The sequence below is a fragment of the Maricaulis sp. genome, assembly GCF_048270265.1.
GTDB lineage: Bacteria > Pseudomonadota > Alphaproteobacteria > Caulobacterales > Maricaulaceae > Maricaulis.
Map to the genome: position 1 here is coordinate 1 of NZ_JBLWTD010000006.1, position 23,942 is coordinate 23,942.

The window sequence follows — 23,942 nt, forward strand, 5'->3', positions numbered from 1 at the left end:
AGTGGGGAAAGCCGATCCTGTCGGCCCAGCCGGTGACAATAACGGGTCCGTGCAGCACGCCGCGGTCAAACAGGACAGCCAGGCCGGCTGCCGCGATTCCGAGCACGGCGGCGGCGGGATAATCCCACAGGCCGACCGGTGCGATGGGCAGGTGTCCGAACACCGGATCCTCGCCGAGATGATGGCGCAGGATCAGCGCCCCGACGACGCTCGCCACCGCCACCGGGGCGATCGAGCGCAGGGCGTAGTGGCCGAGCACGACCTCGAAGGCGAACAGGGCGCCGGCAACCGGCGCGTTGAAGCTGGCCGAGACCGCGGCCGCCGCCCCGCAGGCCAGCAGGATGCGGCTGGCGCGGGCGGGCATGTCGAGCCAGGCCGCCAGGGCGGATCCCATCGTGCCGCCCAGATGCACTGCCGGGCCCTCGCGTCCGGCGCTGGCGCCGCCGCCGAGCGAGATTGCTGACAGCAGGGCCGAATACAGGCCGGACCGGAGCTCGACCTTGCCGCCCTTGACGGCGCGCGCTTCCAGCACGTCGGCGACGGCCTTGCCATAGGGTTCCGTCATCAGGCCCAGGCGCAGGCCGAGATAATACAGCGAGGCGATCACGATGCCGGTCGCGAGCGGGATCAGGATCAGGCGCAGATAGGACAGGGTGGCCGCCTGGCTCGCCAGATTCTCCTCGGTGACGCCAAAGGCGGTCTGCTCGAAGAAGCTGATGCCGAGCCTGAGCCCGATCGTGGCATAGCCGGCGACGAGGCCGACGAGTATGCCGAGCACCCAGAGCACGGGGCCGCGGCCTTCGCGGATCGAACGGCTGAGAAAATCGAGGCCGGAGGCTTTGGGTTTCGCGTTTGACACGGGTGCGATTTGCCGTGCGCCGGTGGTCAGGGTCAAGGGCCGGGGCCGATGCGCGCTGGTCTTCGCGCGCAAAATGCGGCTAGGGTGAGGGGGAAAACAGGAGATCCCATGCGACAGACGATTTCATCGAGCCTTGTCAGCGCCCTGGTGCTTGCCGGGATCACCGCGCTCCCGGCCTTCGCCCAGACCAATGACAGCGCCTATGTGCGTGTCTTCGACAATTGCACCAGCTACCAGGCCGAGGACGAGCCGGTCCATTTCTCCGATTGCGCCGGCTATGGCGGCTGGACGGTTCATATTGTCGCCGGGGAACATGGTGCGGCGGTGGCCTATTCCCAGCGCGGCAAGGAAGCCCAATGGAGCGAGAATCCGCCGCGCGTGGCGGTTTTCCAGGATCTCGGCGAGGTGATGGAATGGCGCCTCGACGCGTCCGGTGCGCCCTTCGCGACGATCTATCGTTCGATCTTCACCGGCTTCGAACCGGGCGATGGCGGGCAGTATCTTACCGTCTCGGCCCTGCGCCCGGACGGTGAAATCGGCGCCTGCCATGTTGCCTATGTCGAGGCGGCACGGCAGCCGGGTGCCAATCAGATTGCGCGCGATGCGGCCGACTATCTCGCGCCCGGCTGGCAATGCGGTGTCGATGAGCCGATCGTGTTCGATCTCGACTCTCAGATGGATGTTCTCACCATTGCTGCCCAGCGCCGCCCCGGTCACTGATCGTCCGGCAGGCCCTGCGCCCGTTTCAGGGCCCAGACGCGCATTGAGGAGGCGAGGGGTTCCAGCCCGCGCGCCTCGTCGATCCGGGCGATCAGCCCGGCCAGGGAGAGGCCCTCGGCCCGGATCGCGGCATCGATCACGGCCCAGAATTCCGGCTCCAGCGACAGGGAGGTACGGTGGCCGGCAAGCGAAACTGAGCGTTTGATCAGGGGCATGGCTCCAGCATCCTCCAGCCCGCCCCGGCAGGCAAGCCGGCGATGCGCAGCTCCAGCTGCGCGGCAACCGTTCATGGTTACCAATCGGCAGCTTTTTTCGTGTTATCTGGATGTATGCGCAAATGGAGTTCCCCCCTGCCGTTTACGGCGATGAGTGAACGGCGCGTCCCCAACCGGCCAGGCGTCTACGTCCTGCTGCGTTCCGAGACCGACCCGTCCTCTGTTCTGAAGATCGCCTCCTCGCGATCCCTGCGCGGGGCGTTCAGCCAGATTCGCTCCGAGCCCGAGGCCAACTGGCCGGTGCGACCGGCGGCCTTCCTGTATTTCGAAAGCTTGAGCGAATCGGAGGAAGCCACCCGCTTCCTCGCCGAATACCGCAACCGGCGCGGCGAACGGCCGATGTATAATTCGGGATTCTAGGGCAGCGCGGGTTCTGCAAGGGGAGCGTTCTTCCCGGGGCGTTGTCCGGGAAAATGACGTGTGTCCCGATATGCCCCTCGTGTGTCCCTGGTGGTGCTTTCCTGTGGCGTCGATGGGACGTTGATTGCCCGGTTGCGGCGCTCAGATTTGACAAAATATTGTGTTATAACAATGCCTTGCGTTTCTGCGCGATCGCTTTGCTCCCCGATTTCCACGGTTTTGCCCGTTTGAACATGCACATCGCCTCCCGCCTGCGGCCCTTGCGATGTGCAGTCTAACGCCGGCGGCGCCGGCGGGGATAAGCAGGGAGGCCGGACCTGCTGGCCGGAGCATGTCCCCCGGAGCATGTCGCGTGGTGATCAGCTCTCCAGCTTCTTGCCGTCCAGCTCGCGCGCAGCCTTTGCAGCGCGCGCCTTCGCCAGATCGGTCACGGCCTTTGGCTGGCCATGCAGCAGCCGGTTGGCCTCGGCCTTCTTGGCTTTCTCCCGGCGCGCCTTGCGCTTGCGCACCTGTTTGAGATTGATGGGCTTGGTCATGGCGTATTTTGTGTCCCCCGCAACAGCAGGCCCCATATGTTGACATCTCAGTCAAATGTTCCTATAATGTTCCTCGGCAAAAAGAACTGGAGCCAATTATGACTGAAAAGAAGCATGTTGTGGATGCCCGGGCGGATGCTGACGGGGATATCAAGCAGGTGAGGTTCGCTGGAAACCAACGGTTCACCAGCGTGGAAAAGGCCAAAGACATGGCAGACAGGGGGCTGGTGGACAATGCCCACACAGTCCACCTGTCGAACGGGAAGTCATACCTGCGGACTAATCCCGATGGGTCCCAGAAAAACAACCTCGACTCTCTCGCAGGTGACCGTTGATCTAATCCTTCGGGCCGAGCATATTCTCCGGCTTCACGATGGCGTCGAACTGTTCCGCCGTGACGAAGCCGAGCTTGACGGCTTCCTCGCGCAGGGTGGTGCCATTCTTGTGGGCGGTCTTGGCGACGATGGTGGCCTTGTCATAGCCGATGGTGGAGTTGAGGGCGGTGACCAGCATCAGCGAGCGGTTCATCAGAAGCGCGATATTGTCCTCGCGCGCCTTGATGCCGGTGACACAGCGTTCCGTGAAGCTCTCGGCGGCATCGGCCAGCAGGCGGATCGACTGCAGCACGTTGAAGATGATCACCGGCTTGTAGACATTGAGCTCGAAATGGCCCTGGCTGCCGGCCATCGAGACCGTGGTGTTATTGCCCATCACCTGGGTGCAGACCATGGTCAGCGCCTCGCACTGGGTCGGATTGACCTTGCCCGGCATGATCGAGGAGCCCGGCTCATTTTCCGGCAGGGCCAGCTCGCCGAGACCGGAACGCGGGCCCGAGCCAAGCAGCCGGATATCATTGGCGATCTTGAACAGGGAGACGGCGACGGAATTGAGCGTGCCATGCGCCTCGACCAGACCATCCTTGGTCGCCAGCGCCTCGAACTTGTTGGGCGCGGTGATGAAGGGGATTTGGGTGAAGGCAGCGGCTTCCTCGGCGAAGGCCTCGGCGAAACCGATCTTGGTGTTCAGCCCGGTGCCGACGGCAGTGCCGCCCTGGGCCAGCTCGCACAGCGCCGGCAAGGCTGATTCGACGCGGCGAATCGAGTTGGCGACCATGGCCGTATAGCCGGAAAACTCCTGGCCGAGCGTCAGCGGCGTCGCATCCTGCAGATGGGTGCGGCCGATCTTGATGATGGATTTGAAGGCCTGCGACTTGTCGTTGAGCGCATTGTGCAGCTTCTGCAGCGCCGGGATCAGCCGGTGGGTGATCTGTTCGGCCGCCGCGATATGCATTGCGGTCGGGAAGGTGTCGTTGGAGGATTGCGAGCGATTGACGTGATCATTGGGGTGGACCGGATCCTTCGATCCGACCTCGCCGCCGAGAATCTGGATCGCCCGGTTGGAGACAACCTCATTGGTATTCATGTTCGACTGCGTGCCCGAGCCGGTCTGCCAGACCGAGAGGGGGAAGTGGTCGTCGAGCTTGCCTTCGGCGACTTCGAGCGCCGCCTGGGCGATCGCGTCGGCCAGTTTCGGCTCGAGATTGTCGAGGCGCTGATTGGCGCGGGCGGCGCTGTATTTGACAATGCCCAGGGCGCGGATCAGCGGTTTCGGCATGGTCTCGGTGCCGATCGGGAAATTGATCAGCGAGCGCGCGGTCTGCGCACCCCAGAGCTTGTCGCCGGGGACTTCGAGTGGGCCAAAGCTGTCGGTTTCGGTGCGGGTCTCGCGCATGAGGGGAAGCTCCTTGCAGCGCGCGTGGCGCCGGACGAAGATGGTGAATGACAGGTCGGACGTGTATCACTCACAGATGACGGATCAAGACGATGATGCGCATCGCCGTGGGGGCAAAGCGTTCATTCACTCGGGAATCAGGGACGAACATAACTTTCATGTCCGGTGACGAACTCAATTTGCGCGTTGATGCGCCGACCACGCAGACGCGGCGCTTCAAGGCGTTGATCGGCGAATTCTTCCGCCATGAATTCAAGCGCGCCCAGCCGAGCGGGCGCAGCTATGAAGTCGATGTCCGGATCGAACGGCCCGGCGATGCCGGTGATGGCGATGTCGATTGCGTCGCCAAGGCCGTGCTCGATGCGCTGACCGGGGTCGTCTTCCATGACGGCAGCCTGATTGATCGCCTGCTGGTGTCCAAGCATGCCGGCGAGCATGCGCGGGTGAGCGTGACCGCTCGCCCATTGCCGTGTCCGCCGGTGATCGCGCCGCCGCTGGCGGTGCGCCAGCGCGTGCTCGAGGACGCGTGAAGCCGGCCCTGATCGCCTAGAGCTTGTCGCGCAGTGCCCGCGGGCGCCGCACCTGGCAGGTCGCCGTGCCCTTGGCTGCGATAATGCCGTCACCGGTCCAGATCGTGCCTTCCATGAAAGCAACATTGCGCCCGACGCGCAGGGCCTGTCCGCGGGCCCGGCAGCGGGCCAGGGGCAGGGGGGCCAGGAAGCTAGTCTTCATCTCCAGCGTCGGTACGCCGACGGTGAAGCGCTGATGCACCAGAACGGCGAGGGACATGACCTCGTCGAGCATGGCGCACATCATGCCGCCCTGGACGCCGCCGCGCAGGTTGGAGACCTGGGGTGAGGGATTGAATTCGGCCTCGAGCCAGCCCTCTTCAATGGAGAAGTCGAGCAGGCGGAAACCCAGCAGGGTCGCGGCATGCTCGAGTTGGGTCATGTTGGTGAGGCGGTCGCGAATCTGGTCGGCATCGAGCCGGTTGACCGGCCCGTCGCTGAGATCAGGTGCAACCGGACGATCGCCCGGCATCACTTCTTGCGGAAGCTGTCGAGGCTGACAACCTGGCCTGCTTCGCCATCGGCCGGAGCCGGCCGGGCGCCGGTCTTGGCCGGAGAGCCGCCTTCGGCCGCACCATCACCACCGGTGAGCGAGGGCTCGAACTGGAGGTGAAAGCCGACGCTCGGATCGTGAAAGCGCGAGACGGCGGAATAGGGCATCTTGATGTATTTCGGCACGCCGCCGAATTTCAGCGTCACTTCAAATCCGGTGTCGGTGACTTCGAGATCCCAGAACTGGTGTTCCAGCACGATCGTCATCTCGTCGGGATATTTCTCGAGCAGAGACGGGTCGATATCGACGCCGGGCGCACGTGTGCGGAAGGTGATGTAGAAATGGTGCGGGCCGGGAAGGCCTTGTGGCATGGCGGCTTTGAGCAGGGCCTGACGCACAACCCCGCGCAGCGCCTCTTGCGCCATCAAGTCGTAGCGCATCAGATCCTTGGCCATGGACATCCCCGTTTTTCCCTTGCCGCAAGCGTATCGCACGCCGTGAACAGGTCAACGCATTCTGGTCGTTTCACTGCACAAGGCGTCGGGGAGGTTGAGGCGGTGTGCCTGCAAGGGCGGAGCAAGCTGCCGGCGGGCCTAGCGCGCACCCAGCCAGACGAGGCCGATCGCGACCGCAGTCATGCTCAGGGCGCAGCCCAGGAGCAGGACAGGCAGGCGCAGGGCTGTGCCCAGCCAGCTTGAGCCGTAGAAGCCACGTTCCTGCAGGGCCGCGAAGACCAGTAGCGCCAGCGCGACGATGCCTGTCGCGGTCAGGGCTGGCCAGCTGTTGCCGCCCAGGTTGAGGGTCAGCAGGATCAGCATCACCGGCGGTACGAGGGCCGCGTTCCAGTACAGCGAATAGACGACATGATCGATCACGGGGCGGCGCGGATGCAGCGCCAGGTTCAGCAGTGCGAAACCGGCCACCATCAGCAGGAAGGCCTGGCTGGCGATTGCGGCGGCGCGGGCTTCATAGGCGGCGGGATGGCGGATTGCCTCGACGACGACCGGCTGGATCCAGCCCATGCCTTGAGCGTCCAGCGTGCGCTGGAAACAGGCCTCGTTGGCGGCGTCGAGACTGCGCGGTTCGGGCGGGCTGCCGCGCCGGAACAGGCTGAGATTGATGCCGGTATCGCGCGCGAAGACGAGGCTGCCATCGGCGGCGATCTCGTCGGGGCCGGGCATGACGCCGCAATCCAGCTGCGGCGCACTGCCCCTGGCCTGGATCGCCGCATCGATCCGGGCCCAGTTGGCGCGCCGCGCCTCGATCTGCGCGGCATCCTGGCTGCGAATGCTGGCGGCGTCGGGGGTGAGGTGGATGCCGACGGGGCGAATGCCGATCCCGGCACACAGCGCGAAGAAGACCAGAGTCACGATCAGATAGATGCGGACCGGCGGCGAGTATTTTGCGCGCTGGCCGTCGACATAGTCGCGCGCAACCCGTCCCGGGCGCATGTAGAGGCCGCGCATCGTGGTCAGGAAACGTCCGTCCCAGGCCAGGGCGCCATCGAGAAAATCCGTTGCCAGCGATAGGACGGGGCGGCGCAGATCGGCGTCGGACTGGCCGCAGGCGGAGCAGAAGGGCCCTTCGAGCGCGGCGCCGCAATTGGCGCAGATGGCCGGGCCGGTATCCGGAGAGGGTGCGGTGGTGGTCAATTCGGGCTCCTGCGCCGGCGCGGGCAGGGCGTATCTAGCCTGCGCCCGACGCCTCGCGTCAAGCGCAGGGCGGAGACGGGCGTGCCTGCAGACCGGCGATGAAGGAAAGTGGAGGCTTCTGTTGCCAGGTGCCTCCGGACCCCGCCTGAGCGTGCGAACACCCAGGAGTTAATGCGAAGTTATACGCGCTGACTAGGCAGCGAGACGAACTTCTTCAGCAAAGTTGTCATTGGCAACTTTAAGAATGAGCCTGTATCGGGCCTCACCCGGGCGAAAGCTTTCCCCTTTACCCATCCGTCGATCCTGTTTCGGCCCCATATTCGCTTGCCAATACAAGCGGAAGGTAATGGTGGAGCCGCCGGGTACTGCCCCCGGGTCCGGTCTGGTTATTACGAGTGCGTTTATCGCCATAGTCAGCAAGCTGACAAAGCCAATATAGGCGTTCGGGACCGGATACGGAAGGGGTGGGGTCAGCGCAGGGCCGATTTCGCTCAATCGTTTCAGGTTTGCGTTGATACTCCCGTCTAGGTGGCGTTAACTCTCTTTGGGGAATTAGAGGGGGCGTACATGCAGGAGTTCGAGGCGCGGGCCGATCACAGATCGCCCGATATCCATGACGGCTACACCATCCGGGCAATCGGCCGGTATCAGAGCAAGGCGGACTATGTGCGCGCCGAAGACCTGGGATTGACGCAGCAGAGCATCGCGATCGACTACCAGGTTGTCCGGCTGCAAACGGCTGTTCACGTCTTGGCGGGCGTTTCCGTGCTGGGCCTGATCGGCGCTGTCATCGCGGCCCTGGACTTCGTGCTTGATACCGTGACCGTCCCGGGGTTGCAGCCGTTGATCGAGCGCGGGTTTGGATGTGATCCCGAAGGCGGCTGCCTCGTCGTGGTGGGACTTCCTTTGCCGGTCCTGGCTGGCCTGGTCGTTTCGGGCGTTGCGGGCTTGCTGGCGATTTGCGGCTATCTGCGGGTCAGAATTTTCGACGTCCGGGTGCTCGAGCATGAGGGGGCCGAAATTGCCTCCCTGTCCCAGTCGATCCGTTCGAAGCGCTTTGTCTATCTGGGCAGCGGCCAGCTGACCTACCGCCTGGGCGACAATGCCCTGCAGGTCAGCACCGGTGGACGGATCGCGATCTTTGAGTGGTCGACCTTTGACGGTACCTTGTTACTGCATGGAGGCCGGGAAAGGTCGATCTGGCCGAACGCGGACCCGGCTGAGCTGGATGGGCCGCAGCTCGATCTTCTTTTCGCCAGAAAAGAGCGGTCAGAGGCGGTCGATGACTTGCGCAGGGCGGCGCAAGTGTGGTCGGGGAAAAACACCTATATCGACCTGCCCCTGCGGCTGGATTTGAGCGTTGATGCCAATGGGCGGCCCTATGGCGCAGGCGATTGCAAGGAGTGGCGCGAAGTCTTGCGCATCCACAGCCGGTATTTCCATGGTGCGGGGGATCGCTATCTGAGCTGGGCCGATTTCGTTGCCGCGTGTGCTTTCATGATCGCGCAATGCGATCACAATTTCAGCCCCGTCGGGGACGAGACTCGTTGAAGTCGCTGCCACGCCCCGGGCGCCCGGCTACTCGCACTCGGACAGCTCCGGGGCCCAGTCTGCGGGCGTGTAGGCGGCGTAGTCCACGCGGTCTCTCAGCGCCGGCACATCCCCGAGCTCCGGAAAGTTTTCGGCAATTCTGACCGCATCGCTGACGAGGTGCGGCACGCGTTGCTGCAATTCGTACTGGGCGGAGAGTTTTTGCGCATCGGAGAGCGTGTCATCGGCCTCGATTCCGCACATCAGCGCCTGGGCCGCGTCGAGCCGGGCGATGGCGGCGGCCAGCAGGGCGCGCGCCTCTTCCTGGCCGATGGAGGTTAGCGCATCCATTTCTCCCAGCAGGGCATCGGGCACGGGGTCGTCCGGGGTCGGTACTGCGGAGCGCAGGGACCAGCGTGTGGCGGCGTCGCGCGCCGCGCCGGCATGCCCGCGGATATAATCAGCTTGCGGGTGGTCGGTGATTTCGGCCAGCCCGGTGATGGCGCGCCGGCCCGGCTCGCCCATATCGAAGCGCAGGGCCGCGTAACTGAATGTGTCAGCCTCGGTGCGTCCGTCCATCAACCGGGCCATCTGGTCATCGACGCTGATCTGGTTGGCGTTGAGCAGGGGGGATTGCAGCGCCAGCAGCAGAACAAACCAGAGCGCGGCAAAGCCGGTATTGAGCCGCGAGACCAGCGGCATCCATCGCGTCTTGCCCGGGCGCAACACGTCGCCGGCGAGGCTGATCAGCAGGAGAAGCGTATAGGCCGCGACAAGACTGGCCACGATCAGGACCACGAAACGCGACGGGGTGAAGCCGTATTCCAGCACCCGTACCGAAATCCCGTAGACCGCGAGGCTGGCATAGACGGGCAGGGCGGCGATGGCGATCCAGGCGAAGCTTCGCATGATCCGGCCCGGCGTCTCGGCGCCATCGCGATAGACGGCGTTGAAAATCAGTTTGGCGAGGATGGCCAGGCTGAGCAGGATGCCCGTCGGGCTGCCGGCCGCGCGCAGGTTATCAATCCCGCCGATCAGGATGGCGACGGCGAACAGGCTCGAAAACACCGCCAGCAGGGGCAGGCCGAGCCGGGCCGCGATCAGGATGATGGCCTCGGCCGCTTCGCGCAGCTTGTCGACCGAGCGGGCCAGGCCGACGGCGATGCCGGCCATCAAGCCGCCAAGCACGGGCCAGAGCCAGCCATCTTCGAACGCCGCCTTCAGCCCGTCCCAGCCGGCGGCCGACAGGGCGAGAGCCCATAGGAATACGAAGCCGCAGATCAGACCGCCCGCCAGCAGGCCGAGGCCGAGCTGGATCGGCAGATTGAGCCCGGTGCGGAAGATCGCCGGGTAGCGCCAGCGCGGTCCGCCTTCATCGATTGCCACCAGGCCGAAGACAAGGCCGAGATAGCCGATCAGGGGCAGGCTGGGAAAGAACCAGAAATTCTGCATGAAGCCGAGATTCTGGTCGGGCGTTTCTGCCGGGGCGGCGCCAATCACCAGCCATGTTCCGATGGCGAGCAGCGCTGTCAGTCCGAGGCTGAGCGCCAGGCGCGCCGGGATGGCCTGGCGCGCCCAGGTCACAAGAAAGCTGGCGCAGGCTGCGAGGATGCCGACAGCCAGGGCGGTGACCAGCCGCCCTTCAAGTCCATCGACTGTGGCGAGCAGGCGCAGCGCATGGCCGCCCAGTCCGCCAATGAGGGCGAACAACAGGATGTCCCAGCGATCCAGCGCCGCGGTGGCCCGGCGGACGGTGGCAGCCGGGGCGGTGCCTGGCATGCCAGCGCTTGCTTCCTGATCGTTCATCGGCCTTGTCCCCCGTGGCGGTCTGGCATGATTACCGCCTGATCTGCGCCCGGATGCAAATTTTCCCGGCACATATTTGCGGGGAGGCCAGCTTCCCGGTCCCTGCCTAGCCGCCGAACGACATATGGAAGACGTTCAGCTTGTTGCCGTCCGGATCGCGGAAATAGCCGGCATAGAAGCTGTCGCCGCGCGGGCCGGCGGGGCCTTCATCCTTTGCGCCGAGGGAGAGGGCGAGCTGGTAGACCTTGTCGACCTGTTCCTGGCTCTCGGCATGGAAGGCGGCCATGACGCCATTGCCGACGGTGGCGGGCTTGCCGTCAAAGGGTTTGGTCAGGCCGATCCCGGCACCGCCGCCGGGCTTGCCCCAGGCGATGAAGGTGTCGGAATCCATCATCCGGCCAACGCCGAATTCGGCACAGATCTTGTCGTAAAACGCCGCGGCGCGCTGCAGGTCGTTGGTTCCCAGTGTGACATAGCCCAGCATCAGAATTCTCCCTCAAGATTGATTGTTCTGCAAATGTTCCAGGACGGCAAATTGACCGGCCATCAGGGGCAATGCAAGCGAAATTTCGCCCCTTGCCCCGAAATCCTGACGGTGGTGTCTGCCGAGAAACGTGTGGATCAATCTGCCGGCGGAGGTCCGGCCGGGCCGAATCGGATGTAGAGTGTGCGATCAGGCAAGGCAGTGGAGATCGCAATGGCAGAGACCGCCGTTCTAGAGCCCGGTATTGAGACCGGCAGTGCTGCTGCGGCCAATGGGTCGGCGGCGGAAGCGGCCTATCTCGACCTGCTGCGCGACATCCTCCAGAACGGCACCCAGCAGGACGACCGCACCGGCGTCGGGACGCGCTCGGTGTTCGGGCGGCAATTGCGCTGCGACCTGTCCGAAGGCTTTCCGCTGCTGACGACCAAGAAGGTGCATTTCAAGTCGGTCGCGATCGAATTGCTCTGGTTCCTGCGCGGCGAGACCAATGTGCGCTGGCTGCAGGAGCGCGGCGTCAAGATCTGGGATGAATGGGCCGATGCCGATGGCGAGCTCGGCCCGGTCTATGGCAAACAGTGGCGGCGCTGGGCCGGCCCGGACGGCACCGAGATCGACCAGCTCTCCAACCTGCTCGACCAGATCCGCAACACCCCGTCCTCGCGGCGGCTGATCGTGTCGGGCTGGAACCCGGTCGATGTGCCCTCGATGGCGCTGCCGCCCTGCCACACCCTGTATCAATTCAATGTCGCCGACGGGAAGCTGAGCTGCCAGCTCTATCAACGCTCGGCCGACATGTTCCTCGGCGTGCCCTTCAATATCGCTTCCTACGCGCTTTTGACGACGATGGTCGCCAAGGTATGCGGGCTGGAGCCGGGCGAATACATCCACACCTTTGGCGACGCCCATATCTATTCCAACCATATGGACCAGGTGGCCGAACAGCTGTCGCGCCAGCCGCGCAAACTGCCGCGCCTGCGCCTCAACCCGGACGCCAATGACCTGTTCGGATTCGAGTATGAGGACATCATGCTGGAGGATTATGATCCGCATCCGGCCATCAAGGCGCCGGTCGCGGTATGAGCCAGGCGCTCGGCGAACTCGGCGCGCGCATTGCGCAGGTCTCCGACATCTATGCGAAGAATTACGGCATAGACCGTTCGGGCGACTGGTATCTGCTCAAGCTGCAGGAAGAGCTCGGCGAGCTGACCCAGGCCTATCTTGACGTCACCGGTCGCAGCCGCCGCGCCAGCGATGAGGCGGCGCGTCACCAGATGGCGCTGGAAATGGCCGACGTGCTCGGCATGCTCCTGCTGCTGGCGCGCGATGAGGGCGTCGATCTCGATGCCGCCGTGCAGGAAAAATGGCTCAGCTGGCTGGAGCGCGAGGACGCGTCATGACACAGCCCCGCATCTGCCTCATCGTCGCGCGCGGCCGCAATGGCGTCATCGGGTCCGGCGGCGACCTGCCCTGGCGGCTGAGCTCCGACCTGAAGCATTTCAAGGCCGTCACCAGCGGCAAGCCGATCATCATGGGCCGCAAGACCTGGGAGAGCCTCCCCAGACGGCCGCTACCGGGCCGGCTCAATATCGTGGTGACGCGCCAGGCGGATTTCCTCGCCGAGGGCGCAGAACGGGTCGCAGATCTGGGTGCCGCCTTTGCCCACGCCCTGGCGCAGGCGCACATGGACGAGGTCGACGAGGTCTTCGTGATCGGCGGTGCGCAGATTTATGGTGCCGCCCTCGAACATGCCCATCGGCTCTATATCACTGAAGTCGATGCCGAACCGGAAGGCGATGTGGTGTTTCCGGAGATTGCCGGCAGCGACTGGGTCGAGGCGAGCCGCACGGTCTGCGACGCTGGCCCGGGCGATGATCACAGCTTCGTTTGCCGGGTACTGGAACGCGCCTGATTCCCGCTACGGGGATTGGAAGTCTGCGTGTCCCCCCCGACAAAGCTTGAACCTTTGCCCGCAAACGTTCATCTATTGACGCAATGTATCGAGAGGAATGAAGCATCCATGCCCTGGAACGATAATACCGGCGGTAGCGGCGGCGGCGGAGGCCCTTGGGGTTCCGGCGGCGGCAATAATGGTAACGGACAGAACCCCTGGGGCCGCAAGCCCGAGGGTGGCGGCGGTGGCGGCCAGGAGCCGCCCGATCTCGATGAGGTCGTGCGCCAGTTGCAGCGCAGCTTCCGCGGCATGTTCGGTGGCGGCGGCAAAGCCGGCGGCAAGGATGGCGGCAAGGGCGGCGGCGTTTTCGGCGTCGGTCTCGTGCTGGCGATCCTGGTCGGCGTCTGGTTTGCCTTCACCGGCTGGTATCAGGTGGGGCCAAACCAGAACGGTGTCGTTCTGCGCTTCGGCGAATACACCCGCACGACGGGCCCTGGCCTGCATGTGAAATTCCCGACCCCGATCGAGACGGTCTTCCTGCCCGAGGTCACCACGACCAATACGCTCTCCATCGGTGCCGGCACTGAAGGTCAGATGCTGACCCGTGACCAGAATATCGTCGATATCGAATTTGCCGTGCAGTGGCGCGTCAATCTCGGCTATCCCGACGGCGTTCGCGATTATCTCTTCAACGTCAGAAGCCCTGAAGGCACGGTTCGCGCCGTCGCTGAAAGTGCCATGCGCGAAGTGATCGGGACCTCCGACCTGCAATACATCATCACCGAGGGCCGCGGCGAAGTCTCGCGCCGGACCAAGGCGCTGTTGCAGGCAACCCTGGATGAATACACGGCGGGGATCGAGATCCTCGAGGTCAACCTGCGCACCGCGCAGCCACCGGCCAGCGTGATCGACGCCTTCCGCGATGTGGATGTCGCCGAACAGGATGCCGAGCGTCTGCGACTGCAGGCCACCTCCTACTCCAACCGGGTGATCCCGGAAGCGCGTGGTGAATCTGCCCGTCTGACCCAGGCGGCCCAAGCCTATCGCGACTCTGTCATCGCCGAAGCCCAGGGTGAGGCGGATCGTTTCGTCTCCATCTACGAGGAATATGCACAGGCGCCGCAAGTCACGCGTCACCGCATGTATCTGGAAACCCTGGAAGGCGTTCTGCGTGATTCCGAGCTGACCATCCTGGATAGTCAGTCCGGCGCCGTGCCTTACCTGCCGCTTGACCAGCTTGGTCAGAACCGTACTCGCAGCCAGGGGGACAACCAATGATCCGCACCCTCGGAATAATCCTTCTGTTCGGCGTCATCTTTGTCGGCCTGCAGAGCGTCTATACGGTCAATGAGCTGCAGCAGGCCCTGATCCTGCGCGTCGGCGAGCCGGTCGATGCTGTCAATGAAGCCGGCGATGAAGATCCGGGTCTGCATTTCAAGATCCCGTTCATCATGGACGTGCTGATGTTCGACAAGCGCAATCTGGAATTCGACATGCAGCCGGAGGAAATCCAGGCGTCGGACCAGGTCCGTCTCGTCGTCGATGCCTTCCTGCGATACCGCATCGTCAATCCGCTGCGTTTCTATCAGACGGTCGGTGATGAGCGCGGGGCCCAGTCTCGCCTGCGCTCGATCATGGATGACAGCCTGCGCGGCGTGATCGCCTCGATCCCGTCCCAGGAAGTCGTCTCCGGCCAGCGTGCCGAACTGATGGACCGCGTCCAGACGGCCGTGGAAGACCAGGTCGCCCGTCAGGATCTCGGGATCGAAGTGATCGATGTCCGCATCCTTCGCGCCGACCTGCCGGACCAGATCGCCGAACGCGTCTTCCAGCGCATGCGCTCGGAGCGTGAACAGCGCGCCGCGCAAATCCGCGCTGTCGGTGCCCAGGAAGCACAGGAAATCCAGGCCGATGCCGATCGTCAGGCGACGATCATCCGGGCTGAAGCCCGGGCACAGTCGGAACGGATCAAGGGTGAGGGTGATGCCCAGCGCAACGCCATCTATGCGGCGGCCTATGGCCGTGACCCTGAGTTCTTCGCCTTCTACCGCTCGATGATCGCTTACCAGGAAGCGTTCGGCGAAGGGACACCGATCGTGGTGGCACCCGACTCGGAGTTCTTCGACTATTTCCGGAGCGAGACGGGCCGGAACTAATCTGTGTTGACGGCATTGCTTGTCGGTGTGGGCGTCGCTCTGGCGCTTGAGGGGGCGGCCTACGCGCTGGCTCCCGAGGCGATGAAGCGGTTCCTGTCGCAGATATTGGACATGCCAAGCGACCAGCTGCGCATTGCGGGGCTGGTCGCTCTGGTGTCCGGCGTAGCGCTCGTGGCCTTTTTCGGGCCGTGAGCGGCGCGTGACGAAGTTGTCATCGCGATGACTTTCGCGTCACAGCGGTTGCGGCACCGGGCCGCATGGCGCTATCACTCAATGTGTAAAGTGCGGTTTTCATTTTTCGGATTGGCTGAGTTCATGCGTCGCCTGTTTGCCCTCGTCTTGCTGTTCGTCCTGCCCCCGGTCGCCCTGGCGCACCCGGGCGATGGCGGTTTCGCGGATCTGGCCGAGGGGCTGTCGCCCGCGGTTGTGAACATCGCCGCCGCACAGCGGCTTGATGCCGGCGACGGTCTGCCCGAATTCCCCGAAGGCTCGCCCCTCGAACGCTTCAATGATATTTTCGGCGATGCCCCGCGCATCGCCAATTCGCTCGGTTCCGGCTTCATCGTCGACGCCACCGGCATTGTCGTCACCAATAATCACGTCATCGACGGTGCCGACGAGGTCGAGGTCTCGCTGCCCGACGGGCGCGTGTTTCCCGCTGAAGTGATCGGTGTCGACCCGCTGACCGACCTCGCCGTGTTGCGGATGATGAATGTTCACGAGGACCTGCCGCACGTCAGTTTCGGCGATAGCGATGCGGCGCGCGTCGGCGACTGGGTGATCGCGATCGGCAATCCCTTTGGCCTTGGCGGCACGCTGACGGCCGGTGTCGTCTCGGCGCGTGGCCGTGAGGCGGGCGGCCGCTATGACGATTACATCCAGACCGATGTCGCCATCAATACCGGCAATTCCGGCGGCCCGCTGTTCAATATGGATGGCGATGTCATCGGCGTGAACACGCTGATCCTGTCGCCGACGGGCGCCAGTGTCGGTATCTCGCTCTCCATCCCGTCCAATATCGCAACCCGCGTCGTGGCCCAGTTGATCGAGTTCGGCGAGACCCGTCGCGGCTGGCTCGGCGTCAGTGTTCAGCCGGTGACCCCGGAACTGGCCGAGAGCTTCGAGCTCGACTCGCCCTATGGCGCGATCATTTCACGCGTCGAGCCGGGCGGTCCGGCGGCTGCCGCTGATCTGCGCACCGGCGATCTTGTCATCCGCTTCGATGGCCGGCGTGTCCGGGACAGCCGCAGCTTCCCGCGCCTCGTGGCCGAGACCGAGATCGGCCGGGTCGCCGAGATCGGCATTATCCGCCAGGACCGGCCGATGACCCTGAGCGTCACCGTCGGCGAGCTCACCGAGGCCGGAGCCGCTGCGGCGCCGGCAACAGCCAACACCACGGTGGTCACGCCTGACCAGGCCCCGTCCAATACGGTGCGCGGCATGACGCTGGCTGTCCTCGATACCGCCTCGCGCCGGCGCTTCCGGGTGCATCCCGATGCGACAGGTGTGCTGGTGACCGAAGTCGCGCCGAACAGCGATGCCTCCGGCAAGGTGCGTCCGGGTGATGTCATCGAGGAAGTCGAGTTCGCGCGCGTGGCGACGATCGAGGATATTCGCCGCATCGTTGACGGTGTCCCGACAGGTCCTGTCCGCTTCCAGCTCAATCGTGGCGGCCAGTACGTGCTGCAATCCATCCGGCCGTGACGCGCTGCCTGCTGATTGCGGGACCGACGGCGGCGGGCAAGACCGCCCTGGCGCTGGCGGCGGCCGAGGCGCTGGATGGCGAGATCATCAATGCCGACTCCATGCAGATATATGCCGGCCTGCCGCTGATCACGGCACAGCCCTCGGCTGCCGAATTCGCGCGCGCGCCGCATCACCTGTTCGGCAGTGTTGATCCGTCGACACGCTGGTCGGTCGGGCACTGGACCGAGGCGGCCCTGGCCCTCATCGCTGAAATTCGCGGCCGTGGCCGCACGCCCATTCTGGTCGGCGGGACGGGCCTGTATTTCCTCGCCCTGACCAAGGGGCTGGCGCCGGTCCCTGATATCGATGCGGACTCGCGGCAGCAGGTGGTCGAGCTGCTTGCCGCCACGGGGCCGGATGGCTTGCGCAGCGAGGCGGTGCGCCTGGATCCGGTCGCGGCTGCACGGGTCAAGCCAGCCGATCTGCAGCGGCTGATGCGGATCGTCGAGGTCGGCTATGCCACCGGCGAGGCGCTGACGAGCTTTCAGGCCGAAACGAGGCCGATGCTGGATGTGGATGAATGGTCCGGCATGGTGATCGAGCCGGAGCGGCAGGAACTCTATGACCGCATCAACCGCCGTTTCGAGCTGATGCTCGAGGCCGGCGCGCTTGACGAGGTTCGCGCCTTCGCCGCGCTGGGGCTCGACCCGCTCCTGCCGGCGAGCAAGGCGCTGGGTGTGCCGCCCCTGATGGCGCATTTGCGCGGCGAGATGACGCTCGCGGATGCCGTGCTCCTGGCGCAGCGGGATTCGCGGCGCTACGCCAAGCGGCAGATGACCTGGTTCCGCAACCAGCATCCCGACTGGTCACGCATTCACTCGCTCGATGCCGCGGGCGCCGGGCGCGAGCTGGGTGCGATCCTGGGCACCTGACCGGTGCGATCTGTCAGGGCAGGGGCTCGGGCGGCAAGGCTGCGGCGGCGATGCGGGCCCGTTCCCGCAGGCGCGCCTCACGGATCGAGATATAGGCCGTCGCGCCGATGATCAGCGCTGTTCCGGGCCAGACCCAGAAACCGGGCAGGGTCTTGAACACCAGCCAGTCCGCCGCCACCGCCATCGGCAGGCGCAGGAAATCCATCGCCGTCACATAGCTCGCCTCGCCGATCGCCATGCCCTTGATATAGCAGGCCTGGGCCGCCGTGGCGGTCAGTGCCATCAGCGCGATGACGAGCCATTGCTCGCCCTGTGGTGTCTGCCATTCATGCAGGGCAAAGGGCAGGGTGAAGAGGCCGGACAGCAGATTGGTGGCGATGATCAGCGTCAGGGTCGAGTGCAGGCGTGACAACTCCTTCACCATCACGATCGAGCCGGCGAAGGCGAGGGCGGCGCCGAGGGCGAGCAGGCTGGACATCTCCATCTGCATCGAGGGCTGGACGATAATCAGCACGCCGACACATCCCACGCCCGTAGCGATCCAGCGCTGGGCCCCGACCTTCTCGCGCAGGAAGATCGCGGCGAGCACGATGATGAAGAGCGGGCGCGAAAACGAGATCGCGTTGAATTGCGACATCGGCATGATGGCGATGGCGGCGAAGGAGAGCAGGAAGCCTGCCGAGGCGAGGCCGCCGCGCAGCAGCATCAGGCCGGGCTGATGCACGCGCAGGGTTTCCGGCCGCGTGCGCAGCAGGACGGGCAGCAGGATCAGCATCCCGGCGGCGGCGCGGAAAAAGGCCAGAAGGCCCGAGCCGAACTCGCCGCCCAGCGTCTTGACCAGGCCGAGATGGATAGTGAAGACGATCCCCGACAGGATCATCCAGACCATGCCGCGGCTATTGGGCGACAAGCGCGCGGCGAACGCCACGAGGGGATGCAGAAGCCGGTTCAATTCAAACATCTCCCCCCTGCCGGGTGCCGGCGTCCGGCACGGTGTTTCACAGGCGCCGTCGGGCCGAGTGTGGTGGTGCGGCGGCGAAAGGTCCAATTCCCGTCGCACGCGGCGGGGCGAAGGCGTGTCCCGCGCGGCCATGCTGCAGGCGAATGGCGCGGTGTGCTGGACTTGGGGTGCGGGGATGCGTCCTAATCAAGCCGCACCAGCCAGGGATGATTCACCGATGCCGCCCGAGACAACCGAACCGCTCTACACGCACGATATCGACCTTGCCCCGATCACGAGCCGGCGCGTTGCGATCGTCGGCTATGGCAATCACGGCCGGTCCCACGCGCTGTGCCTGCGCGACAGCGGAGTGGGGCAGATCCGTATTGCCCTGCGCGCCGGTTCGCCATCGCGGGCCAAGGCCGAGGCCGACGGGTTCGAGGTCGTATCCGTGGCCGAGGCTGCCGGCTGGGCTGATGTGATCGCGCTGCTCGCGGCCGACGAGGCGCACCGCCAGATATGGACCGAGGCGATTTTGCCCGCGCGCAAGCCGGGCCAGGCGCTGATCGTCTGTCACGGCTTTTCCGTGCATTTCGGCCTGATCGACGCGCCTGCCGATGCCGATATCATCCTCGCTGCGGCCAAGGGGCCGGGCGGGGCCGTGCGCGAGGAATATCTCAAGGGCAGCGGGTTGATCGGTTTCTGGGCCGTGCACCAGGATGCCAGCGGCCATGCGCGTGAGCTGGCGCTGGCCTATCTCGCTGCGATCGGCTCGGGCAATGTCGGTATCTTCCCGACCACGTTTCGCGAGGAGACGGTTTCGGACCTGTTCGGTGAACAGGTGGTGCTGGTTGGTGGCATGGTCGCGCTGGCCAAGGCGAGCTTCACGCGGCTGACGGCGGCCGGGGTGAGCCCGCGCATGGCCTATATCGATTGCGTCCACGAGCTGAAATATCTCGCCGACCTGATCCAGCAGCGCGGAATTGCCGGCATGTATGAGGCGATCTCGGACACGGCGGAATTCGGCGCCCGCGAGATCGAGGATGCCATCGCGGGGCCTGAACTGCTCAAGGTCTTCGATACGGCGATGGAGGATATCGAGTCCGGCAGCTTTGCCCGCAAATGGGTCGAGCGCTATGAATCGGGCGACCGGTTGCAGGCCGAACGGGCGCATGACCGCACATTGCCGATCGAGGCGGCGGGCGATGAATTGCGCTCCAGACTTGGCCGTGCCACGAAATAGACAATAAAACTGTTCATCTCTGTCCGTTACAGGGATCCATAACCAATGCTTGGGGACAAAGATGGCATTCAATCCGGTCAAGGAACGCCGCTATGGCGAGCCGAAAGAAGTCGTGGCGCGCATGTTCGAGGAAGTGGGTGGCATCCCCGAGGTGATGAAGCTGCTCGAGCTCAGCCGCACGCGGGTCTATGCGCTCGCCGATCCCGATTCCAGCAATGACATCTCCTATGCCCGCATCGCGCGGCTGACCGAGGCCGGCGCCACCGCTGCCGCCCAGCACCTCGCCGCCCTGGCTGGCGGTATTTTCGTGCCGGTCGAGAAGGCCGATGACGCCAACTGGCTGGCCCTGGCCGGCGAAGCCAGCCGGCGCAATGCCCGCAATATCGCGGCGCTGATGGAATCGCTGGGTGAAACCGAGCGTTCGCCCGGGGAGGTCGACCAGCAGGAAGCGCGCGAAATTCTCAAACTGCTCGACGAGCAATTGGGGACACTGGCGCTGCAACGGGCCAAGCTCGCCGCAATCGCGGCTGGCGAAGTGTCGACATCCCCGGCCGCCGCCGACCGATGATCATCATTGCGGGCCCTCGGATCCGTGTTTAGTTAAACCACTGCTTCCAGTCGGGTGCCGGAGAGAATGAACGCTCTGATCCAATTCATCACGCGAATGGATGTGCGTGCCGCGCGTGCGATCGGCGTCTCGATCGCGCTGTTCGTCGTGGTCGCGGCGGTGTTCGTGATCGGGCGCTTCGTGCTTGATATCGGCCCCGGCGCCATCGGGGACTGGTTCGATTCCGCGTCCAGCCGCTGGTATGCGCTGCCACTGACGATCCTGGTCTTTATCGCCCTGTCATTTCTCGGTGCGCCGCAATTCGGCCTGATGGCCGCAGCGATTGTCGCGTTCGGGCCGCGCACCGGTTTCATCTATGCCTGGATCTCGACCCTGGCGGCAGCGACGGTCAACTACTATCTCGGCCGCTGGTTCGGTGCCGGCCTGCTGGCCCGCTTTGGCGGTGACTGGGCCAACCGGATTTCCGACTTCATCGGCCGCAACGGACTGCTGGCGAGCATGATCGTGCGCTGGGTGCCGTCCGGCCCCTTCATCGTCGTTAATATGGGTTTCGGCATAGCGCGGACACCTTATTGGGCCTTCGGGCTCGGCACGGCGCTGGGCACCGGGCCGAAACTGTTTGTCGTGGCGCTCGCCGGTCAAAGCATCCTGGCGATCATGAGCGAGGGGCAATTGCTGATCGGGCTTTCCCTGGCGGTCGCGGTCGCGGGCTGGATCGGCATGATGCTGGTCGCCCGGCGCTGGTTGCGCCGCAATCGCCCGGTCGATGGAGTCGCGCCGGAGGCGTCCGAGGACACAGAGGCCTAGCCGTTCAAGCGCGCGAGTATGCGTTTGCACCTGCGTACCCCTTGCAATATGGCGCGGACCATCGCACAACAAAAAAAGCTTTTCCGCGGCTTTGCCGCCACACCCCTCGAAATCAGCGCGCCCTATGCTCAACTATCTTTTCGGCTTACTTTCCGCAGACATCGCCATCGATCTCGGCACCGCCAACACACTCGTCTACGTCAAGGGACGCGGCGTGGTGCTCAATGAGCCCTCCGTGGTGGCCTACAAGGTCGAGAAGGGGCGCAAATACGTCCAGGCCGTTGGCGCCGAAGCCAAGCTCATGCTGGGCAAGACGCCCGGCAATGTCGAAGCTATCCGCCCGATGCGTGACGGCGTGATTGCCGATTTCGACGTCGCGGAAGAAATGATCAAGCATTTCATCCAGAAAGTGCACAATCGCCGTTCGATGGTCAGCCCGCAGGTCGTGATCTGCGTGCCGTCCGGCGCCACCGCCGTTGAGCGCCGCGCCATTCATGAGTCGGCTCTCGGTGCCGGTGCCCGCAAGGTCTACCTGATCGACGAGCCAATGGCCGCTGCTGTCGGCGCCGGCCTGCCGATCGATGAGCCGACCGGTTCGATGATCGTCGATATCGGTGGCGGCACGACGGAAGTCGCCGTGATGTCGCTGTCGGGTATCGTCTATTCGCGCTCGGTGCGCGTCGGTGGCGACAAGATGGATGAAGCCATCATCAACTATATCCGCCGCTCGGCGAATCTTCTGATCGGTGAAACCAGCGCTGAACGGATCAAGAAGGAAATCGGCTCGGCCATGCCGCCGATCAAGGGCGAAGGCCTGACGCTCGATATCAAGGGCCGTGACCTGATGAATGGCGTGCCGCGCGAAATCTCGATCACCGAGGCGATGATTGCCGACGCGCTTTCCGAGCCGGTCGAGCAGATCGTCGAGGCTGTGAAGCAGGCGCTCGAGGCGACCCCGCCCGAGCTGGCTGCCGATATCGTCGACAAGGGCATTGTCCTGACCGGCGGCGGCGCCCTGTTGCGCAATCTCGATACCGAGCTTCGCGAGCGGACCGGTCTGCCGGTCTGCCTTGCCGACGACCCGCTGTCCTGCGTTGTGCTGGGCTGTGGCAAGGCGGTTGAAGATCTTAAGCTTTGGCGCCCCATTCTGTCTGAAGCGGTCTAATCTGCCGGTTCATGCAAGGGCAGGAGTGAGTGGTTGGCTTCTCGTCGTTCAGGACGGCACGAAGGTGAGGGTGGTGTTCGATTCTCTCGAACACTGTTTATCGCCCTGCTTGTCCTCTCGGGCGCCCTGATCGCCTTCGATCGCCCCGAAACCCGCTCTGCCGGCTTTGCCAGCTTCCGCTCCGGCTTTACCGATATTGCTGCACCCGTGCTTGAACTGGCCGCTCAGCCTGTGCGTGGCCTCAAGAATATCGGTCCCTATTTCCGGCGCCAGGGTGAGCTGGCCGAGGAAAATGCCCGTCTGCGCCAGCAATTGATCGAGGCGCGCTACTGGGAAGACCTCGCCTATCGGCAGCGCGACCGGATCGAGGTTTATGAAGCGGCGCTCGAGATCGTCTCGCCGGCGACGCGCGAGCGGATCGGCGCCTGGACCGTGGCCGATCCTGAAGGTCCCTTCGTCCGCGCCCGCCTGATCGGCCGCGGCCGCGATGCCGGCATTGATGACGGTTATCCGGTGATCAATCTCTACGGCCTGGTCGGACGCGTGTTCGAGACCGGCCGGCGTTCGGCCCGCATTCTGTTGCTGACCGATCTCAACAGCCGCATTCCGGTGATGGCCGACCGCTCCAACGCGCGCGCCATCCTGGTCGGCGACAACTCCGCCTTCCCGCGTCTGGACTATGTCGGCCGCGACGCGGACATCCGCCCGGGTGACCGCATTGTCAGTTCCGGCGATGACGGAATCCTGCCGCGCGGCCTGCCGGTGGGTGAGGCGGTCGAGACGCGCGATGGCGGCTGGCGTGTGCAGCTCTATTCCGACCAGGCCCCGGTCGATTTCGTCTGGGTCTGGCCCTATGAGCGGATTGAAGCGCCCGACGACACCGAGGCCTTGCCGGCTGAGGAGCCCGATGCGGCGGTGGAAAACGCGGACGAGGCTGTAGATGCCGAGCCGGCCCCTGATGCGCAGCCGACCGGAGGCGAGGAATGAGAAAATCTTCTGAACGCCAGACACCCTATTGGTCTGCGGCCGCCTGCGCCCTGAGCGTCTTTCTTGCGCTGGTGGTCCAGGCTGCACCGACGCAGTTGATCGACGGCGTCAACATCATGCCAACCTGGCCGCTGATCGCCATCTTCCTGTGGGCGGGGCTGCGCCCATACTTCATGCCGCCGATCATCGTCTTCTCGATCGGGCTCTGCCAGGACCTGCTGACCGGCGCTCCGATGGGCGTGTGGGCACTGTCCTATCTGGTGTCCATCTCGGCGCTGCGCTTTCGCGGCGAGGACGGCATGCCACGCGACCTGCCGCCGATCCTGGCGCGTTTTGCCGGCACGCTGGTGCTGGCGCACACGATTGCCTATGGCGCCGGCAGCCTGGCGCTGGGCCAGCTGGCCGATGTCCGCCCCTTGATCATCGAAGCGACGGCCACCATGCTGATGTTTCCGCTGATCGCTCATCTGGCACTCCGCCGGCGTCGCAGCAGCCGAACCGGCTTTATCGGAGGATGATCGCGAGACCCGATGCGCGCTGATCGCCAGGAAC

The 23,942-nt window shown here is 64.7% G+C and carries 29 protein-coding genes and 1 other RNA gene; 19 read left to right on the plus strand and 11 right to left on the minus strand.

Annotation, left to right across the window (positions count from 1 at the left end; genetic code table 11):
* The coding region (locus tag ACN0YF_RS04560; protein WP_417493519.1) for a chloride channel protein at positions 1-859 on the minus strand (859 nt) is incomplete at its 3' end.
* Between the two features lie 108 nt (positions 860-967).
* On the opposite strand from ACN0YF_RS04560, the gene ACN0YF_RS04565 reads away from it, so the two are divergent.
* Positions 968-1,579 carry a hypothetical protein gene (locus ACN0YF_RS04565; RefSeq protein WP_417493520.1) on the plus strand — a complete coding sequence of 204 codons (612 nt, stop codon included), beginning with the start codon at positions 968-970 and terminating at the stop codon, positions 1,577-1,579.
* On the opposite strand, the gene ACN0YF_RS04570 is transcribed toward ACN0YF_RS04565, so the two are convergent.
* Positions 1,573-1,794 (minus strand): ribbon-helix-helix domain-containing protein, encoded by a 222-nt coding sequence (locus ACN0YF_RS04570; protein ID WP_417493521.1) that lies wholly within the window; start codon positions 1,792-1,794, stop codon positions 1,573-1,575. The genes ACN0YF_RS04565 and ACN0YF_RS04570 overlap by 7 nt on opposite strands.
* A gap of 150 nt (positions 1,795-1,944) precedes the next feature.
* Between ACN0YF_RS04570 and ACN0YF_RS04575 the strand changes: the two genes are divergently transcribed.
* Positions 1,945-2,214: a hypothetical protein gene (locus tag ACN0YF_RS04575; protein ID WP_417482249.1), complete on the plus strand. Its 270-nt coding sequence runs from the start codon at positions 1,945-1,947 to the stop codon at positions 2,212-2,214.
* 359 nt (positions 2,215-2,573) lie between these two features.
* Here ACN0YF_RS04575 and ACN0YF_RS04580 read toward each other — a convergent pair whose 3' ends face one another.
* Positions 2,574-2,750, minus strand: a complete 177-nt coding sequence (locus ACN0YF_RS04580) for a DUF4169 family protein (protein ID WP_417493522.1) — start codon at positions 2,748-2,750, stop codon at positions 2,574-2,576.
* Between the two features lie 98 nt (positions 2,751-2,848).
* Here ACN0YF_RS04580 and ACN0YF_RS04585 point away from each other — a divergent pair, with 98 nt between their 5' ends.
* Positions 2,849-3,085, plus strand: coding sequence for a DUF3892 domain-containing protein (locus ACN0YF_RS04585; protein ID WP_417493523.1), 237 nt, complete (start codon positions 2,849-2,851; stop codon positions 3,083-3,085).
* Between the two features lies 1 nt (position 3,086).
* Here ACN0YF_RS04585 and fumC read toward each other — a convergent pair whose 3' ends face one another.
* Positions 3,087-4,481: a class II fumarate hydratase gene (gene fumC, locus ACN0YF_RS04590; RefSeq protein ID WP_417482247.1), complete on the minus strand. Its 1,395-nt coding sequence runs from the start codon at positions 4,479-4,481 to the stop codon at positions 3,087-3,089.
* A gap of 158 nt (positions 4,482-4,639) precedes the next feature.
* On the opposite strand from fumC, the gene ACN0YF_RS04595 reads away from it, so the two are divergent.
* Positions 4,640-5,011 (plus strand): RusA family crossover junction endodeoxyribonuclease, encoded by a 372-nt coding sequence (locus tag ACN0YF_RS04595; RefSeq protein WP_417482246.1) that lies wholly within the window; start codon positions 4,640-4,642, stop codon positions 5,009-5,011.
* A 16-nt stretch (positions 5,012-5,027) separates the two neighbouring features.
* Here ACN0YF_RS04595 and ACN0YF_RS04600 read toward each other — a convergent pair whose 3' ends face one another.
* From ACN0YF_RS04600 to ssrA, 4 genes are all read right to left on the minus strand, one after another.
* Positions 5,028-5,522 carry a PaaI family thioesterase gene (locus tag ACN0YF_RS04600; RefSeq protein WP_417482245.1) on the minus strand — a complete coding sequence of 165 codons (495 nt, stop codon included), beginning with the start codon at positions 5,520-5,522 and terminating at the stop codon, positions 5,028-5,030.
* Positions 5,522-5,998, minus strand: a complete 477-nt coding sequence (locus ACN0YF_RS04605; RefSeq protein WP_417482244.1) for an SspB family protein — start codon at positions 5,996-5,998, stop codon at positions 5,522-5,524. The genes ACN0YF_RS04600 and ACN0YF_RS04605 overlap by 1 nt, the downstream gene beginning before the upstream one ends.
* A gap of 138 nt (positions 5,999-6,136) precedes the next feature.
* A complete protein-coding gene (locus ACN0YF_RS04610; protein ID WP_417493524.1) occupies positions 6,137-7,195 on the minus strand; it encodes a DUF3667 domain-containing protein in 1,059 nt (352 codons plus the stop codon).
* 107 nt (positions 7,196-7,302) lie between these two features.
* Positions 7,303-7,660: a transfer-messenger RNA gene (gene ssrA / locus ACN0YF_RS04615) on the minus strand.
* 102 nt (positions 7,661-7,762) lie between these two features.
* On the opposite strand from ssrA, the gene ACN0YF_RS04620 reads away from it, so the two are divergent.
* Positions 7,763-8,746 carry a hypothetical protein gene (locus ACN0YF_RS04620; RefSeq protein ID WP_417493525.1) on the plus strand — a complete coding sequence of 328 codons (984 nt, stop codon included), beginning with the start codon at positions 7,763-7,765 and terminating at the stop codon, positions 8,744-8,746.
* A 27-nt stretch (positions 8,747-8,773) separates the two neighbouring features.
* Here ACN0YF_RS04620 and ACN0YF_RS04625 read toward each other — a convergent pair whose 3' ends face one another.
* Positions 8,774-10,531: a hypothetical protein gene (locus ACN0YF_RS04625; protein WP_417493526.1), complete on the minus strand. Its 1,758-nt coding sequence runs from the start codon at positions 10,529-10,531 to the stop codon at positions 8,774-8,776.
* Between the two features lie 106 nt (positions 10,532-10,637).
* The gene (locus ACN0YF_RS04630) at positions 10,638-11,015 is read right to left on the minus strand and encodes a VOC family protein (RefSeq protein WP_417493527.1); all 378 of its coding nucleotides are present in this window, start codon (positions 11,013-11,015) and stop codon (positions 10,638-10,640) included.
* Between the two features lie 213 nt (positions 11,016-11,228).
* Between ACN0YF_RS04630 and ACN0YF_RS04635 the strand changes: the two genes are divergently transcribed.
* From ACN0YF_RS04635 to miaA, 8 genes are all read left to right on the plus strand, one after another.
* Complete coding sequence (locus tag ACN0YF_RS04635; protein ID WP_417482239.1) at positions 11,229-12,095, plus strand: thymidylate synthase; 867 nt, start codon at positions 11,229-11,231, stop codon at positions 12,093-12,095.
* Positions 12,092-12,412 carry a phosphoribosyl-ATP pyrophosphohydrolase gene (locus tag ACN0YF_RS04640; RefSeq protein WP_417493528.1) on the plus strand — a complete coding sequence of 107 codons (321 nt, stop codon included), beginning with the start codon at positions 12,092-12,094 and terminating at the stop codon, positions 12,410-12,412. The genes ACN0YF_RS04635 and ACN0YF_RS04640 overlap by 4 nt, the downstream gene beginning before the upstream one ends.
* Positions 12,409-12,924 (plus strand): dihydrofolate reductase, encoded by a 516-nt coding sequence (locus tag ACN0YF_RS04645; protein WP_417482237.1) that lies wholly within the window; start codon positions 12,409-12,411, stop codon positions 12,922-12,924. The genes ACN0YF_RS04640 and ACN0YF_RS04645 overlap by 4 nt, the downstream gene beginning before the upstream one ends.
* 108 nt (positions 12,925-13,032) lie before the next feature.
* Positions 13,033-14,184 (plus strand): FtsH protease activity modulator HflK, encoded by a 1,152-nt coding sequence (gene hflK / locus ACN0YF_RS04650; RefSeq protein WP_417482236.1) that lies wholly within the window; start codon positions 13,033-13,035, stop codon positions 14,182-14,184.
* Entirely contained in the window at positions 14,181-15,062 is an 882-nt protein-coding gene (gene hflC / locus ACN0YF_RS04655; RefSeq protein ID WP_417482235.1) for a protease modulator HflC, read from the plus strand. The genes hflK and hflC overlap by 4 nt, the downstream gene beginning before the upstream one ends.
* 6 nt (positions 15,063-15,068) lie before the next feature.
* Positions 15,069-15,254, plus strand: coding sequence for a DUF2065 domain-containing protein (locus tag ACN0YF_RS04660; protein ID WP_417493529.1), 186 nt, complete (start codon positions 15,069-15,071; stop codon positions 15,252-15,254).
* 123 nt (positions 15,255-15,377) lie between these two features.
* On the plus strand, positions 15,378-16,766 hold the full coding sequence (locus ACN0YF_RS04665) for a Do family serine endopeptidase (protein ID WP_417493530.1): 1,389 nt from the start codon (positions 15,378-15,380) through the stop codon (positions 16,764-16,766).
* Positions 16,763-17,680, plus strand: coding sequence for a tRNA (adenosine(37)-N6)-dimethylallyltransferase MiaA (gene miaA, locus ACN0YF_RS04670; RefSeq protein WP_417493531.1), 918 nt, complete (start codon positions 16,763-16,765; stop codon positions 17,678-17,680). The genes ACN0YF_RS04665 and miaA overlap by 4 nt, the downstream gene beginning before the upstream one ends.
* A 13-nt stretch (positions 17,681-17,693) precedes the next feature.
* Here the strand turns inward: miaA and ACN0YF_RS04675 are convergent, their stop codons facing one another.
* Entirely contained in the window at positions 17,694-18,632 is a 939-nt protein-coding gene (locus tag ACN0YF_RS04675; RefSeq protein WP_417493532.1) for a DMT family transporter, read from the minus strand.
* Positions 18,633-18,858: 226 nt separating this feature from the next.
* On the opposite strand from ACN0YF_RS04675, the gene ilvC reads away from it, so the two are divergent.
* From ilvC to mreD, 6 genes are all read left to right on the plus strand, one after another.
* Entirely contained in the window at positions 18,859-19,863 is a 1,005-nt protein-coding gene (ilvC, locus tag ACN0YF_RS04680; protein ID WP_417493533.1) for a ketol-acid reductoisomerase, read from the plus strand.
* Between the two features lie 61 nt (positions 19,864-19,924).
* The gene (locus tag ACN0YF_RS04685; protein WP_417482229.1) at positions 19,925-20,431 is read left to right on the plus strand and encodes a hypothetical protein; all 507 of its coding nucleotides are present in this window, start codon (positions 19,925-19,927) and stop codon (positions 20,429-20,431) included.
* Between the two features lie 66 nt (positions 20,432-20,497).
* Positions 20,498-21,238 (plus strand): TVP38/TMEM64 family protein, encoded by a 741-nt coding sequence (locus ACN0YF_RS04690; protein ID WP_417482228.1) that lies wholly within the window; start codon positions 20,498-20,500, stop codon positions 21,236-21,238.
* Positions 21,239-21,362: 124 nt separating this feature from the next.
* On the plus strand, positions 21,363-22,403 hold the full coding sequence (locus tag ACN0YF_RS04695; RefSeq protein WP_417482227.1) for a rod shape-determining protein: 1,041 nt from the start codon (positions 21,363-21,365) through the stop codon (positions 22,401-22,403).
* Between the two features lie 33 nt (positions 22,404-22,436).
* Entirely contained in the window at positions 22,437-23,390 is a 954-nt protein-coding gene (mreC, locus tag ACN0YF_RS04700) for a rod shape-determining protein MreC (protein ID WP_417493534.1), read from the plus strand.
* Complete coding sequence (mreD, locus tag ACN0YF_RS04705; protein ID WP_417482225.1) at positions 23,387-23,908, plus strand: rod shape-determining protein MreD; 522 nt, start codon at positions 23,387-23,389, stop codon at positions 23,906-23,908. Before mreC ends, mreD begins: the two co-directional genes overlap by 4 nt.
* Positions 23,909-23,942 lie beyond the last annotated feature (34 nt).

What these genes read in the sequence shown, in the direction of transcription:
- ACN0YF_RS04630 (WP_417493527.1), bottom strand. Translation starts at nt 11,015, where the DNA reads ATGCTGGGCTATGTCACACTGGGAACCAACGACCTGCAGCGCGCCGCG.
- ACN0YF_RS04685 (WP_417482229.1), top strand. Translation starts at nt 19,925, where the DNA reads ATGGCATTCAATCCGGTCAAGGAACGCCGCTATGGCGAGCCGAAAGAA.
- ilvC (WP_417493533.1), top strand. Translation starts at nt 18,859, where the DNA reads ATGCCGCCCGAGACAACCGAACCGCTCTACACGCACGATATCGACCTT.
- ACN0YF_RS04575 (WP_417482249.1), top strand. Translation starts at nt 1,945, where the DNA reads ATGAGTGAACGGCGCGTCCCCAACCGGCCAGGCGTCTACGTCCTGCTG.
- ACN0YF_RS04690 (WP_417482228.1), top strand. Translation starts at nt 20,498, where the DNA reads ATGAACGCTCTGATCCAATTCATCACGCGAATGGATGTGCGTGCCGCG.
- ACN0YF_RS04595 (WP_417482246.1), top strand. Translation starts at nt 4,640, where the DNA reads ATGTCCGGTGACGAACTCAATTTGCGCGTTGATGCGCCGACCACGCAG.
- ACN0YF_RS04580 (WP_417493522.1), bottom strand. Translation starts at nt 2,750, where the DNA reads ATGACCAAGCCCATCAATCTCAAACAGGTGCGCAAGCGCAAGGCGCGC.
- ACN0YF_RS04625 (WP_417493526.1), bottom strand. Translation starts at nt 10,531, where the DNA reads ATGAACGATCAGGAAGCAAGCGCTGGCATGCCAGGCACCGCCCCGGCT.
- ACN0YF_RS04585 (WP_417493523.1), top strand. Translation starts at nt 2,849, where the DNA reads ATGACTGAAAAGAAGCATGTTGTGGATGCCCGGGCGGATGCTGACGGG.
- ACN0YF_RS04570 (WP_417493521.1), bottom strand. Translation starts at nt 1,794, where the DNA reads ATGCCCCTGATCAAACGCTCAGTTTCGCTTGCCGGCCACCGTACCTCC.
- ACN0YF_RS04695 (WP_417482227.1), top strand. Translation starts at nt 21,363, where the DNA reads ATGCTCAACTATCTTTTCGGCTTACTTTCCGCAGACATCGCCATCGAT.
- ACN0YF_RS04600 (WP_417482245.1), bottom strand. Translation starts at nt 5,522, where the DNA reads ATGCCGGGCGATCGTCCGGTTGCACCTGATCTCAGCGACGGGCCGGTC.
- ACN0YF_RS04665 (WP_417493530.1), top strand. Translation starts at nt 15,378, where the DNA reads ATGCGTCGCCTGTTTGCCCTCGTCTTGCTGTTCGTCCTGCCCCCGGTC.
- hflC (WP_417482235.1), top strand. Translation starts at nt 14,181, where the DNA reads ATGATCCGCACCCTCGGAATAATCCTTCTGTTCGGCGTCATCTTTGTC.
- ACN0YF_RS04645 (WP_417482237.1), top strand. Translation starts at nt 12,409, where the DNA reads ATGACACAGCCCCGCATCTGCCTCATCGTCGCGCGCGGCCGCAATGGC.
- ACN0YF_RS04565 (WP_417493520.1), top strand. Translation starts at nt 968, where the DNA reads ATGCGACAGACGATTTCATCGAGCCTTGTCAGCGCCCTGGTGCTTGCC.
- mreD (WP_417482225.1), top strand. Translation starts at nt 23,387, where the DNA reads ATGAGAAAATCTTCTGAACGCCAGACACCCTATTGGTCTGCGGCCGCC.
- ACN0YF_RS04640 (WP_417493528.1), top strand. Translation starts at nt 12,092, where the DNA reads ATGAGCCAGGCGCTCGGCGAACTCGGCGCGCGCATTGCGCAGGTCTCC.
- ACN0YF_RS04620 (WP_417493525.1), top strand. Translation starts at nt 7,763, where the DNA reads ATGCAGGAGTTCGAGGCGCGGGCCGATCACAGATCGCCCGATATCCAT.
- fumC (WP_417482247.1), bottom strand. Translation starts at nt 4,481, where the DNA reads ATGCGCGAGACCCGCACCGAAACCGACAGCTTTGGCCCACTCGAAGTC.
- ACN0YF_RS04635 (WP_417482239.1), top strand. Translation starts at nt 11,229, where the DNA reads ATGGCAGAGACCGCCGTTCTAGAGCCCGGTATTGAGACCGGCAGTGCT.
- hflK (WP_417482236.1), top strand. Translation starts at nt 13,033, where the DNA reads ATGCCCTGGAACGATAATACCGGCGGTAGCGGCGGCGGCGGAGGCCCT.
- ACN0YF_RS04605 (WP_417482244.1), bottom strand. Translation starts at nt 5,998, where the DNA reads ATGGCCAAGGATCTGATGCGCTACGACTTGATGGCGCAAGAGGCGCTG.